Raw genomic sequence first — 13,148 nt, 5'->3', positions numbered from 1 at the left:
GAGCTCAGACCTCGCCGGAGCGGGGGGTCAGCGCCCAGGCGAGGGCGAGGTCGGCGACCTCCTCCCAGCCGGCCACGCTGGCCGTCAGATGCGGGCGGCCCGGGAACTCGTGGTACGCCGTGATCGCCCCCGACTTGCGCTGGCGGGTGTACGCCTCCCGGCTCACCGACGCCGGGACGGTGTGGTCGGCGCCGTTGCCGAGGACCAGCAGCGGCGCCCGGTCGGCCTTGGTGAAGTCGACCTTGCTCGGCGCCTTCGGGTTGACGTTCGCGAACGCGGCCTGCCACAGCGGCCGGCCCGGGGTGGGCGCCTGCAGCCGCGCGTACAGCTCGTCCGACTCGGCCCGGCTGACCGTGTTCGCGAACGCGTAGAACCACTGGTCCGCGGTCAGCCCGACCACCCGGCCGCGGGTCGCCGGCTTCGTCAGCACCGGAGCCGACGAGCGCAGCGTGGCCAGCGGCAGCCGCAGCACGCCCTTCACCGGCGCCGGCGAGATCGCCACCCCGGCCGCCCCGAGGCCACGGTCGAGCAGGAGCTGGACGATCAGGCCGCCGAACGAGTGCCCGACGAGGATCGGCGCCTCCGGCAGGGCCTCGACGGCCTTCGCGTAGCTGTTCGTCACCTCGACCAGGCCGACGTGGTTGTCGGCGGTCGGCTCGTTCCGCAACGCCTCGAGGTCTCGATCCATCCCCGGCCATTCCGGGGCGAGACCGGTGTGCCCGCGGGCGGCGAACCGGTCGATCCACGGCTGCCAGCTCGCCGACGTCAGCCACAGCCCGTGGATGAAGACGATCGTGCGCCCCGCACTCGCGGCGTTCGGTTCGGACTGGGCGGCCGGGCTGATGTCGCTCACGTGGGCTCCTCGACGCTCGCGGATGCTCGTCCCCCGACTCGTCCCGGGTGGCGTGTCGCGTCCGGAAAGCAGGAGGTGAGGTCGTAGATCGCCATCATCGACGGAAGCGACGGTCCGGCGCACTGTGACCCGCGTCGCACCAGGATGGCGCCTCGGCCCGGCTCCCCCATGGCCGGCGGCTTCGAGGACCACACCCCACCCGGGTAGGATCGCCCCGCGGGGCCGTTAGCTCAATTGGCAGAGCAGCCGGCTTTTAACCGGCGAGTTCAGGGTTCGAGTCCCTGACGGCCCACCCCGTGACAGGCGTGTTAGCTGCATGGTTAGTAGGTCCCACACACGCGGATCATGACTATTGATCGTTGTGGGCGTCGTGTGGGCGCGCCGCCCGCACTGCACGACGCGGGATGGCGCTCGCCGTGGTTTGAGCAACCTCTCTTCCGGCCGAGCGCAGCAGGTGCGCGTACAGGCGGCCGGTGATCGCAGGGGAGGCATGGCCGAGCCGCTTGGACACGAGGGTGATGTCCACGCCCTCGGCGATCTGGATGCTCGCGCTCCCGTGCCGAAGATCATGAAGACGTTTGCGGGACAGCAGCTTCTCGCCGAGCTCCGTGCCGGTCTCCAGGTCGATCGGCAGCGCCTCTGCGAGGTGTAGCACCGCGCCGGAGCCGCGACGTCGGGTGCAGCCGATCACCGTCACCTGCCCGCACGGCTCCCGATCCCGGTAAACCGTCCATACACCTTCTGGCGCCCGGTACCGCTTGCCGACCGTCAGCGTCTTTGCGCCCCGTTTGGCCGGGCGCACGAGTTGGCAGCACAGCCCCACCCGACGGGCAATCACCTGCATATGGCTCGTGACGTACGCCGGCGAGAGGTGCCTCCCGTCGAGGCGGGTGAAGATCAGTCCGACGAGCTGTACCAATTCCCCGCGCTGGTTAGGCAGGATGCCGTTGTTCCATGCCGGTCCGACCGCGTCGCGCTCGGCATCGCGCTCGAGCTGGCGTGCCGTGATTGATTCGAGCATCATCGGATCGATATCGAGTGGCCGCTTTCCCGACTTCGTCTTGGGTGGCCACACGCCTAGGCGGCCCTGCGACTCGACGATCTGCCGGCAGATCGTCAGCCTCGACGCCTCCGCGTCAACGTCCGTGTCGNCCAGCCCNCAGGCTTCCCCTCGACGTACCCCGTGAATGGCGATCAGCTCGTACAGGGCGGCCAGGCGGTCGTCAGCGGCCTCGTCCAGGAATCGGCCGACCTCCTCGGGTTCCCACGGTTCAACCTCCTCCTCATCTTGTTCCGGCATCTCCACACCCAAAGCAGGATTCCAGTCAATCAACCGTTCGACCACTGCATCATTGAGCGCGGCTCGCAGCGTCGCGAAGATCTCGAGGATCGTTTTCGGAGCGAGTGGTCGAGACTTTCTCATCGCACCGTTGCCCCCTTCCACGGGAGCGGATCCCTCGACCTCAAGCCGTGCGATCATCTGATCTATGTGGCTCTTCCGGAGACCCTTGAGGGGCAGTTCCCCGAGCAGGGGGCGCAGATAGAGGCGGATGTTACTCTCATAGCCCCCGCGGCTTGTGGGGCGAAGTCGCCGCTTTCCCGCGAGCCAGGCGTCCAGGTACTGACCGACAGTCAACTGGCCGATATGCTGCCGGCCTGCACGGATCTTGACGACTTCCTTCTCGGCGTCCGTCCGTGCGTCTTCTTCGGTGGCGTATCCAGAGCCCCGAATCTGCCCTCGGCCTACCAGCGGCCGCAGATCATCGGGGACTTGGATCCGATACGACCACCTTCCGTGATCTTTCTTCTTGAGCTTGGGGCAGCGTTTTCCGAGCTGACGGCCGTCCGTACCACGGCAGCCACACCTTTTCTCAGTACCAATTTCCACCCTGCAGAGAATCCTTTCAATCCCAGATTGGGGAGCCGACGATCCACCTCACCCTTACAGGTATGGACGCGAATCTTCTGACGCCACACCTAGCACTCCTTCACATGCTCGAAAGGACCGCGGAGTCGTTTGACAGAGAGAACAGCATGAGACGAGGCAGAGAACATAATTCATGGCCGATACGAACTGGAAACCATGACACATCGTCGGCATGGTCGATGGCGACGACCATCAATACAATTGATGCTCTATCGAAATCCCGCGTCAAGCGTCTTCGATGGAGGTCTCGTCGACGGACAGGTGCCGACGAATGAGGGACGTTGGCACCTTGTATCGGCTACCAATCCGGAGAATCTTCACGGGAAACTTCCCGGCTTTAGCGAGCCGGTAGCTTTGGGTGCGACCGATCCCGAGGATTTCGCCGGCGGTGACGAGATCAACGACGGCGGGGAGACGGCGGATGTCCGCGTCGGTCCATTCCTTCAACAGGACCTCCAAAAGGTCCTCGCAGGGCGGGGGTATGGGCGGAGGGAGATGGCGCGGAGTACGCGGCCTGGAGGGCTCAGCCGGGGGACGGTCACGGTCCCTCACGCGGCCGGCGGGCGGCGGGCGCCGAGTAGGGGCTGTGCCGAGGCGGTCCCTGCCGCCGGGTCGTGCGGCGTGCCCGGCGGCAGGGGTGTCAGGGGCTTCGCCAACGAACTGTCAGGGCTTTCGCCAACGAACTGTCAGCCCGGCGCCGGACATCGTCCCCGCGGCGGCGCTGCCTGTTCGCGCAGGTCGCGGCCGCTGTCAGCCGGGTCTGGTAGGGGTGCGCAGCAGGAGGATGTCCTCGTGGGCGATCAGATGGAGGGGGTGGCCGGCGGCGCGGGCGACGCGGATGTTGTGCCGGGCAAAGAACGTCGCGCGGGGGACGAGGGTGCCGTCGGGGCGGACGGCGGCGAGCAGGGCCGCGGCGCGGGCGTGCAGGTGCAGGCCGGTCTCGTCGGCNAGGTCGACCAGGGCGCCGGGGAGGTCGACCAGCGCGCCGGCGTGGCGGAAAGGACGGACCGCGAGCGCGACGATGCCCCCGGGGGAAAGGAGCCGGTGGGCGCTGCGGAGAACGGCGGCGATGCCGTCGAGGAGACCGTCGAGGTCGGTGTTCGCCAGGTTGGCGGGGCTGTCGGAATAGCGGTAGTCGGTTTTGTGGACGCCGTGGCCGGGGGCGAGGGCGATGGTGCCGTGGGTGGCCTGCCCGTAGGGCGGTGAGGTGAGCAGCAGGCTGATCCTGCCGTGATAGTCGGCGGGAATGACCTGCTCGAGGTGGCGGGCGTCGCCGCGGAAAAGCCGGCCGGTTCCGTGGGCGCCTTGCTGGCGGGCGAGGCGCAGGTTGGCGCGGGCGAGGGAGATCCAGCGGGATTCCAGGTCGACCCCGAGGCTGTGCCGGCCGAGGTGCGCGGCTTCGACCAGTGTGGTGCCGATACCGCACATCGGGTCAAGAATGGTGTCGCCGGGCTGGCTGTAGGTGGCGATGAGGTGGCGGGCGAGCGCGGGCAGCATGCGCGCGGGGTGCTGGGTGGAGGTGGGGGTGTAACGGCCGGTGCGCTGGGTGCGGGGGTGTTGCTGGCCGGCGGGAATGAGGCTGTAGGCCCGCCGCGGAGTCGGGTTGGTCGCGGTCAACGGCTGCTCCGAACCGTGGGGCGGGTGAACACGGCGATGTCGGCATGCACGCGCAGCGGTGGCAGCGGCGTGGGCAGGGTCGGGTCGCCGGCTGGATCCCAGTCCGCGGGCGGGGTGAGAAAGCCTGCGGGCAGGGGAATGCGGATGGTGAGGAGATGCTGGGTGTAGGTCAGGCCGGCGCTGCGGGCGGCGGCGACGGTGTCGGTGAGAGGGTCACCGTCGGGAATGGAGGGCGGTAGCCCGATCAGAAGAATGCCGGCCGGTCGTAGCAAGAAGGCCATCTTCTCGTACAGAGCGGCGCGGACGGTGCGGCTGGCGGTGCTCGTGTGCAGGTCGACGATGAGCGCGGCGGCGTCCAGGCGGTGGCCGGTGAGGATGTCCACCTCGGTGGTGGTGTTCACGGTGCGGTGACGTCGGCCGGCGGTAATGCACCGGTCGCCGACCGCGGGCGGGACGCTGGTGGTGGACAGGACCAGGTCACCGCGACGGCTGTAGGCGTCAAGAACACGACCGAGAACATCCTCGGAGAAGGGTTCGTCGTCCTGGGTGCGGGTGGTCCATACGGTGAGAGGGACCGGTTCGCGGCCGGGATCGGTGGTGCCCGATGTGAACGGCACAGCCATGTCTCCTTCGGGGAAAGCAGCGGAGGTTGTCTCGGACCGGCGGCGGGCCGGTGAGAGGCAGTTCCGAGGAAACCCCGAACGTCTGGCTTTTTCCCTGACAGTCCTGACGGAGCCGCTGACACCCCGATTCCGTCACAACCGACGGGGTGACCACAGCGCCTGACAGGTCGCTGGCGGACCGGCTGACATTCCTACGGTGCCAGCGAAGAAAAAAACCGCCCCTCCATACCTCCGTCCCGGGCAGTCCGGCGGGATAACCGCTGGCACGGGCGCCTTTCTGACAGGTCCGGCCGGCCCCCGTCCTGCGTATGACGGAGGCCGCTGTCAGGGATTTCGACAACGGTGTCAGCGGTTTCGCCAGGTGCTTTTGATGTTCTGGTCTCGCACGTTTTCTGACGAACAGCGAGGGAGACCAGTGAACGGATATCCGGCACGCGGAGAATCGACGGCGTTGGATCTCGCCGGCGTCGCTTTCGCGGAGGTAGCCGAACGCGGCCTGTGCGTTCTCGAGGGCCGTGACGTCCACGAGGAGCTGCCGCAGCGTCCGGTGGGAATCGTCGAACTGCAGACGCTTCTCGGTGACACCGCGTTCTCGGCGCGGGCGCGGGCGGCGGTATGGCGGGACATCGCAGAGCGCCAGGACGAGGAAGGCTGGCTGGTCGCGGCGGTGGGGGTCGCGCTACCGATGCTGCGGCACCTCTCCGCCGCGTTGGCCGAAGGCCGCCCCGGTCTGCGGGCGGATCTCGACGGTGAGGTGCTCACCGGTTTCCTGGAGGCGCTGCGGGCCAGCGAGTCGGGCCTCGGGGTGGAACACCGGCTGGTGTGGGGCGGCTACCGCGCCGGGCTGGCCTTCGCGTGCGCGCAGTTCCCCCGGCTGCCGGTGGGGACGTGCGTGCCGGTGGCGGCGGCCTGGCCGCCGCGGCCGTGGGGTGCGGGGCTGCGCTGGCTGCTCGCCCAGTCGGTCCGCGTCGGGGTGCTCAGCGGCGCGGAGGCGAAGCTGGTTCTCTCCGCCCGCCAGGGCGCGACTCCGGCGGTGCTGTCCGCGGCGACGGTGACGCCGGGTGAGGAGTGGGCGCTGCGGCTGTCGGTCGCCCACGAACGGCTGCTGCACGCGGTCCTCGCCGGCGAGCTGGGTCCGCGTCAGCCGGGAGCAAGCCGATGAGCCGCCCGGTCTCCCCGCCGGTTCTGGCCGTCGCCCGCAGCCTCGAGGTGGTGCGCCGCGGCGCGGCGCGGATCACCGCGGCGGCGCGGGGCCGCTACGACGCCGCACCGAGGTGGGCCCACCGGCTGCTGCGGGGGGTCGCAGGGCTGCTGCTGGCTGCCGCGGCGGCGGGTGCGGCGGTGGGACTGTCGCTGCTGACCCGCCGGGTGGGCGGAGCCGTGGTGCCGGTGCGGGTGTGGGGCACGGCGGGGCTGGTGCAACTCGCGGCCGGCGGCGTCCTGGCCCTCGTCCTGGTCACCCTCGACGGTGAACACCGCGGCGACGGCCGGCTCGACCGGCACGGCGCGCCACCGGCCCGGGGCCTGCGTCTGGTCGTCGGCGTGGTCACGGTGCTCGCGGTGATCGGGGCGGTGCTGCTCGCCGCGGGCGTGGCGCACGCGGCCGGGCCCGCAGCACCCCCGCCGGCGCCGGTGCCGGCGGTGACCGACCTCAACCAGGTGATCACCAACATGCGGAACTGGCTGATAGGGATCCTCGCCGGCGCCGCGACCCTGTTCGCCTCCGTCGGCGGCCTGCGCTACATGGGCGCCAACGGCGACCCCGCGGAGGTCGAACGGGCGAAAGGGTCGTTCAAGGCCGCCGGGATCGGCTACGCGCTGGCGATCCTGGCACCGGTCCTGCTGACCGCGCTGCGCTCCGTGGTCGGCGGCTGATGCGACGGCGAGCGCCGGAGATCCACCGCCGCGGCGGCACAGCCTGGCGGCGGATCGTGACGGTGAGTGCGATGGCCGGGCTGCTCGGCGGGCTGACCGGCGCGGCGTCCCCGGCGCTCGCCGCCACCCCCGCCGCGACAACTCCGGCGCCACCGGCCGCCAGCCCGACACCCCAGGCCCCGACGGTCAGCCCCGGGCCGACGCCGTCCGTGGCCGACCCGCTGCCGGCGCCGCCGGCCGCGAGCCCGCAGCCGCAGGCCCCGGCGGCGACCCCCTTCACGCCGTCGACCACGCCGAGCCCGACGGTCACCCCGCAGCCCTCACCCGGCCCCTCCCCGGACCCCAATGCCGGCGGCGGCGGGGGGTTCAGTCTGGTCCCCGGCTTCCTGCGCGGGCTGACCGACATCCCCGGAAAGATCGCCGACGCGATCAACGGNTGGCTGGCGGGCCTGGCCGAGGGCGCGTTGGCGCCGGTCATGAAACTGCTCGGCGCCACCGTGCTGGCCACCGAGGACGTCACGACACGCCCCGCCATCCGCCAGATGTGGTGGGACAACATCGCGATCGCCGACAGCCTCATGCTCCTCGTGCTCACCGCCGCCGGCATGCTCGCCATGGCCCACGACACCCTGCAGACCCGCACGACCGCGAAGGACCTCGGCCCCCGCCTGGTCGTCGGATTCGNNATGGCGCANCTGAGNCTGCCGCTGATGAGCCTCGCGATCAGCCTGTCCAACGGTCTGTCGAAGGCACTGGCCGGACAGAAAATCACCGCGGACGGTATCGGCGCCGTGTTGACGACCACGCTGCGGGTGAACAAGGCCGCGCCGTTTATCGTGCTGATTCTGCTGTGTGTCGCGGCGATGGCGATCGCGCTCGTCGTCGGCTGGGCGGTGCGGCTGCTGGTACTGATGATGCTCGCGGTCGCCGCGCCGTTGATGCTGATCTGGCACGGGCTGCCGCAGACCGCGGGGTTGGCCCGGCTGTGGTGGCGGGCACTGGCCGGTGCCCTGGCCGTGCAGGTCAGCCATGCCCTGCTGCTGCTGGTAGGGCTGCGGGTCCTGCTCGCGGACCCCGGTCACACGCTCGCACCCAACAGCGGCAGCCTGCTCAACATCCTGCTGTGNTGCGGCATCTTCGTTCTCGCGCTGCGCCTGGAAGCNTGGATCACCCGGATGGTGCTCGCCAGCACCGGCGGCCCCTCCACCGTGCTGACGATCGTGAAATACAAGGCGCTGCGCGCCGGTATGAAAGCCGTCGGCCTCTGACGCTCCGCGTCCGTCTCAGGAGACATTCAGTTTCCTCCGACGTTGAGAAGATCCCTCCCGGAACCCTCTTTTCTCTCCTTCTCCTTTCGCGCCCCTTGGGGAGTCACCTCATGTCGTTGTCTTCTGCCGAAGGTCGGACTCGGATACCGGCGGATGTGGACCGGCCGGATCAGATCCTCGCCGGGTTGACCGCCCGTCAGCTCACGGTCCTCGTACCGCCGCTGCTGCTCGCCGCCGCGGTGTTCTGGGTCGCCCGGCCCTACCTGCCGACGCCGGTGGTGATCCTGTTGTGCGGCCCGCTGGTCGCCGTCGGCGTTGCCGTCGCGCTCGGCCAGCGCGGCGGCCTGCCGTTGGACCGCTACGCCNCCGCTGCCCTCGCCCACCGGCGCACCCCACCGGTGCAGACCGCGCTGCCCACAGGCGGGCCGCCCGCCGTGCCGGGCTGGGTTCCCAACGTGCCCGGCGCCCATCCGGAGCCCGTGGCCGCCCGCCCCCTGGCGACGGGCATCGACACCGCTGCGGGCGGCGGCGCGGGGGTGGTGGACCTTGGTGACGCCGTCGCCGTGATCGCCGAGGTCGACGCCACCAACATCACGATCGCGACCGGGCAGGAACGGGCGGCGAAGGTGACCGCGTTCGCCCGCCTGCTCAACGCGCTGCACGGGCCGCTGCAGATCACCGTCCGCACGGTGCCCCTCGACCTGACCGACTACGTCGACGCGATGAACGAGCACGCCCGCCGGCACGCCCATCCGGCGCTCGCGGAAGCGGCCGCGGAGCAGGCGGCGTTCCTGGCCGACCTTGGCCGGGGTCGGGCGTTGCGCGCCCGGCAGATCCTGCTCACCGCACGGCGGCCCGTGCCCGCCGGGCGGGGCGGTCGGGACGCCGCCGCCGGCCAGGCACTGCGGCAGCTGGAGGACGCGGCCGGGGTGCTGGCCACCGCCGGCGTCGGGGTCCGGGTCCTCGACAGCGAGGCGCTCGGCCGGCTGCTGGCCACCGCCGCCCACCCCGACCTGCCCGTGCCACCCGACGGGGTCACCGCCTCCGGTGTCGTGCGCGCGGCGGGAACCGACCGATGAGCCGCCGGGCACGCCTGGGCCGCGCCGGGCGCGACGCGTCCCGGCTGGTTGGACCGGCGCTGTTCACCCCGAGCTTGCACGTGGCCGCGGACCATGTGCAGGTCGGCGGGGTGTGCGCGGCGACGCTGCTGGTCAGCGGCTATCCCCGGGAGGTCGCCACCGGCTGGCTCGAGCCGCTGCTGGCCTACCCGGGCCGCCTCGACGTGGCCTGGCATCTGCAGCCCACCCCCGCCGCGGTGGGCGCGGCCCGGCTGCGCCGTCAGCGGGGCCGGTTGGAGTCAGGGCGGCGCCTGGCCGCCGCGGCCGGTCGCCTCGACGACCCCGAGATTGACGCGGCCGCTGATGATGCCGCGGACCTCGCGGGCCGTCTCGCCCGCGGCGAGGCCCGCCTGTTCACCACCGGCCTGTATCTCACCGTCCACGCCGACAGCGTGGGCGAGCTGGCAGAGGACGTCGAACGGGTCACCGCGCTCGCCCACAGCCTCCTGCTGACCGTCCACCCCGCCCGCTACCGCATGCTCGCCGGCTGGGCGACCACCCTGCCCCTCGCCGAGGACCTGCTTCAGGCAACCCGCACCATGGACACCGCCGCGGTCGCCGCCGGATTCCCCTTCACCAGCGCCGATGTGGCGCTACCCGACCCGCTGCGCCCCGGCGCGGCACCGGTGGTCTACGGGCCGAACCTGTCCTCGACCGGGGTCGTGGCGCACGACCGGTGGGCCGGGGCGAACTACAACTCCGTCACGCTGGCGACCTCCGGCGCGGGAAAGTCCTATCTCACCAAGATCGACGTGGTGCGGAGTCTCGCCCAGGGCGTCGAGGCACATGTGATCGACCCCGAGGACGAGTACGCACCGCTGGCCACCGCGGTCGGCGGCACACAGCTGTCCCTGGGCGCGCCAGGGGTACGCCTCAACCCGCTGGACCTGCCCGCCCACGGCCGCAGCGACCCGGAGCTACTGACACGGCGGATACTGTTCGCGCACACCTTCATCGCCACGCTCGCCGGCTCGCCGGTCGAGGATCCGGTGGGACGGGCGGCGTTGGACCGGGCGCTGCTCGCCGCCTACGCCCACGCCGGGATCAGCCAGGACCCGGCCACCTGGGATCGGCCCGCACCCCTGCTCGCCGACGTCACCGCCGCGCTGCAGGCCGAGCCGGCCGGCCAGCAGCTCGCCAGGCTCCTCGCGCCGTTCGTCACCGGATCACACCGGGGCCTGTTCGACGGGCCCACCACCTCCACGCCCACGGGTCATCTCGTCATCTACTCGCTGCGCGCCCTCCCCGAGGAACTACGCGCCGCAGGAACCCTGCTCGTGCTGGACGCGATCTGGCGGCAGGTCGCCGACCCCACACGGCGGCGGCGGCGTCTCGTGGTCGTCGACGAGGCATGGCTGCTCATGGCCCACCCGGCCGGCGCCCGGTTCCTCGTCCGCCTCGCCAAGGCCGCCCGGAAATGGTGGGCCGGCCTCGCGCTGGTCACCCAGGACAGCGGCGACCTGCTCGGCACCGACGAAGGCCGCGCGATCATCGCGAACGCCGCCACCAAACTCCTCCTGCGTCAGGACGGCTCCGCCGCCGCAGCCGTGCAGGCGGCATGCGGGCTGAGCGACGGCGAGACCGCCGCACTGCTCGCCGCCCGCCCCGGGGACGCGCTGCTCGTCGCCGCGGGACGCAGGGCGCTGTTCCGGGCGCAGGCCAGCCCCCGCGAACACGAGCTGATCACCACAGACCCGGTGGACCTCGCCCGCCGGCACACCCACCCCGCGACCGCCGCCGAGGTGGGCCCCGTGCACACCGAGGCCCGCCGCCCGCTCACCCCGGCGGACGACGCCGACCCGCTCTGACCAGCGGTCACCCGGTCACCCGAAGTCTCCTTCCCCGCGCCGTTCGCGCAGCCCAGGGCGTCGCGCCCCACGGCCGATGCCTCCCCGATCACGTCAAGGGATTCGTCGATGACGTTTGACCTGTCCCCACACTCCCCGCCACCACCCCCGCCGCCGCCCGCGCTTGGGGCGCCGGTGGGGTGGCTGGCCAGTCCGTCCGCTCTCGGGCACGCCGTGGCGCGTCTGCTCGCCGTGTGGGGGCTGCCCGCCGGTCTGCCCATGGTCGTGCTCGTCCTGGCCGCGGCGCTGACCTGGCGGCGTCTGCGGGCCGCGCGGGACGCCGCGCTGATCGCCGACGCCCGCACCGTGGAAATCCTCATGCCCCCCGAGGTCCACCCCGACGCGGCCGGAGTGTTCTGGTCGCAGATGAGCGGACTGCTCCGCCCCTTCTGGGCCCGACTACGCCACGGCCAGCCCTACCTCGCCTTCGAAATCGTCGCCCACCGCACCGGCANCTGCTCGCCGCCCGCCCCGGGGACGCGCTGCTCGTCGCCGCGGGACGCAGGGCGCTGTTCCGGGCGCAGGCCAGCCCCCGCGAACACGAGCTGATCACCACAGACCCGGTGGACCTCGCCCGCCGGCACACCCACCCCGCGACCGCCGCCGAGGTGGGCCCCGTGCACACCGAGGCCCGCCGCCCGCTCACCCCGGCGGACGACGCCGACCCGCTCTGACCAGCGGTCACCCGGTCACCCGAAGTCTCCTTCCCCGCGCCGTTCGCGCAGCCCAGGGCGTCGCGCCCCACGGCCGATGCCTCCCCGATCACGTCAAGGGATTCGTCGATGACGTTTGACCTGTCCCCACACTCCCCGCCACCACCCCCGCCGCCGCCCGCGCTTGGGGCGCCGGTGGGGTGGCTGGCCAGTCCGTCCGCTCTCGGGCACGCCGTGGCGCGTCTGCTCGCCGTGTGGGGGCTGCCCGCCGGTCTGCCCATGGTCGTGCTCGTCCTGGCCGCGGCGCTGACCTGGCGGCGTCTGCGGGCCGCGCGGGACGCCGCGCTGATCGCCGACGCCCGCACCGTGGAAATCCTCATGCCCCCCGAGGTCCACCCCGACGCGGCCGGAGTGTTCTGGTCGCAGATGAGCGGACTGCTCCGCCCCTTCTGGGCCCGACTACGCCACGGCCAGCCCTACCTCGCCTTCGAAATCGTCGCCCACCGCACCGGCACCGCGTTTCGCCTGTGGGTGCCCGGGGCCGTGCCGCCGGGGCTGGTGGAACGGGCGGTGCAGGCCGCCTGGCCCGGCGCCCGCACCACGACCCTGCGCCCCGCCGTCGACCCGCTGCCCCCCGCCGACCCCGCCGCGCACGTCGGCAAAAGGGGGCTGCTGGCGGAGGGAGGTGTGCTGCGGCTGGGCCGCGCGGACGTGCTGCCGCTGCGCGCCGAACCACCGGGAGATCCGGTACGAAGCCTGCTGGGCGCCGCGGGGGAACTGGACGACGACGAGACCGCCGCGGTGCAGATCCTTGCCCGTCCGGTCACCGGCCGCCGGCTCGCCCAGGCGCGCCGCGCCGCCGCCCGCCACCGCGGACAGCGGACCAACCCCCGCCCGTGGGCGGTCCTCCTCGACCTGGTCATCCCGCACAGCTCCCGGCCGTCGGGCACCCTGCGTGTCGGCCCGACACCACCGGAAGACGCGGCCGAGTCCCGGGCGATCGCCCAGAAAGCCCTCGGCCCCCGCTTCGAGGTGCGTGTCGCCTACAGTGCCGCCCAGGGTGCACCGGCCGACCCGCAGCAGACCCTGCAGGTGCGGGCGGCGTTGCGGGGCCGCGCTCACGCGCTGGCCACTGCCTACGCCCTGTACGCCGGCCACAACCATCTGCGCCGGCTCAGACTCCCCGACCCGTCCCGGCTGCTGGCCGCCCGCCGGCTGCGCCGCGGCGACCTCGTCAGCGTCGGCGAACTCGCCGCGCTCGCNCACCTGNCCGTCGACACCGCCGTCCCCGGCCTCGCCCGCGCCGGCGCCGCCGCCGTCGCACCCCCCGCCGGAATCCCCGACGCCGGACCCGGCGTGAAGACCCT

The 13,148-nt window shown here is 72.1% G+C and carries 10 protein-coding genes, 1 tRNA gene and 4 pseudogenes; 9 read left to right on the top strand and 6 right to left on the bottom strand.

The window, feature by feature from the left end; translation table 11 throughout:
- Positions 1–4: 4 nt before the first annotated feature.
- The gene (locus FF36_RS16295) at positions 5–853 is read right to left on the bottom strand and encodes an alpha/beta hydrolase (RefSeq protein ID WP_044885942.1); all 849 of its coding nucleotides are present in this window, start codon (positions 851–853) and stop codon (positions 5–7) included.
- A 219-nt stretch (positions 854–1,072) separates the two neighbouring features.
- On the opposite strand from FF36_RS16295, the gene FF36_RS16290 reads away from it, so the two are divergent.
- A tRNA-Lys gene (locus FF36_RS16290) sits at positions 1,073–1,145 on the top strand.
- Positions 1,146–1,202: 57 nt separating this feature from the next.
- On the opposite strand, the gene FF36_RS38175 is transcribed toward FF36_RS16290, so the two are convergent.
- The 5 genes from FF36_RS38175 to FF36_RS34240 all read right to left on the bottom strand — a co-directional run bounded on the left by FF36_RS38175 (position 1,203) and on the right by FF36_RS34240 (position 5,014).
- Positions 1,203–1,697, bottom strand: coding sequence for a tyrosine-type recombinase/integrase (locus FF36_RS38175; RefSeq protein ID WP_242418781.1), 495 nt, complete (start codon positions 1,695–1,697; stop codon positions 1,203–1,205).
- A gap of 316 nt (positions 1,698–2,013) precedes the next feature.
- On the bottom strand, positions 2,014–2,741 hold a 728-nt coding region (locus tag FF36_RS38170; RefSeq protein WP_422615094.1), incomplete at its 3' end, for a site-specific integrase.
- A 264-nt stretch (positions 2,742–3,005) separates the two neighbouring features.
- Entirely contained in the window at positions 3,006–3,227 is a 222-nt protein-coding gene (locus tag FF36_RS16280; protein ID WP_082121976.1) for a DNA-binding protein, read from the bottom strand.
- A 502-nt stretch (positions 3,228–3,729) separates the two neighbouring features.
- A partial coding sequence (locus FF36_RS16275; RefSeq protein ID WP_242422553.1) for a TRM11 family SAM-dependent methyltransferase occupies positions 3,730–4,397 on the bottom strand: 668 nt, incomplete at its 3' end.
- Positions 4,394–5,014, bottom strand: a complete 621-nt coding sequence (locus FF36_RS34240; protein ID WP_128423323.1) for a hypothetical protein — start codon at positions 5,012–5,014, stop codon at positions 4,394–4,396. The genes FF36_RS16275 and FF36_RS34240, both read right to left, overlap by 4 nt.
- Positions 5,015–5,471: 457 nt before the next feature.
- Between FF36_RS34240 and FF36_RS16265 the strand changes: the two genes are divergently transcribed.
- The 8 genes and pseudogenes from FF36_RS16265 to FF36_RS36385 all read left to right on the top strand — a co-directional run.
- Entirely contained in the window at positions 5,472–6,182 is a 711-nt protein-coding gene (locus FF36_RS16265) for a hypothetical protein (protein WP_052681168.1), read from the top strand.
- A complete protein-coding gene (locus FF36_RS38165; RefSeq protein WP_242422552.1) occupies positions 6,179–6,895 on the top strand; it encodes a pilin in 717 nt (238 codons plus the stop codon). Before FF36_RS16265 ends, FF36_RS38165 begins: the two co-directional genes overlap by 4 nt.
- Positions 6,896–7,371: 476 nt before the next feature.
- Positions 7,372–7,579: pseudogene (locus FF36_RS41495) on the top strand (hypothetical protein); the annotation flags it as partial.
- Positions 7,580–7,596: 17 nt separating this feature from the next.
- Positions 7,597–8,021: pseudogene (locus tag FF36_RS41490) on the top strand (hypothetical protein); the annotation flags it as partial.
- A 252-nt stretch (positions 8,022–8,273) separates the two neighbouring features.
- Positions 8,274–8,528: pseudogene (locus tag FF36_RS38155) on the top strand (PrgI family protein); the annotation flags it as partial.
- A 1-nt stretch (position 8,529) separates the two neighbouring features.
- The coding region (locus tag FF36_RS40015) for a hypothetical protein (protein ID WP_277912945.1) at positions 8,530–9,242 on the top strand (713 nt) is incomplete at its 5' end.
- Complete coding sequence (locus tag FF36_RS16245; RefSeq protein ID WP_044885936.1) at positions 9,239–11,089, top strand: VirB4 family type IV secretion system protein; 1,851 nt, start codon at positions 9,239–9,241, stop codon at positions 11,087–11,089. The genes FF36_RS40015 and FF36_RS16245, both read left to right, overlap by 4 nt.
- Before the next feature lie 494 nt (positions 11,090–11,583).
- Positions 11,584–11,802, top strand: a pseudogene (locus FF36_RS36385) (conjugal transfer protein TraC); the annotation flags it as partial.
- Positions 11,803–13,148 lie beyond the last annotated feature (1,346 nt).

The sequence above is a fragment of the Frankia torreyi genome (assembly GCF_000948395.1).
Lineage (GTDB): Bacteria > Actinomycetota > Actinomycetes > Frankiales > Frankiaceae > Frankia > Frankia torreyi.
This window is presented reverse-complemented; position numbering and strand designations above follow the sequence as displayed.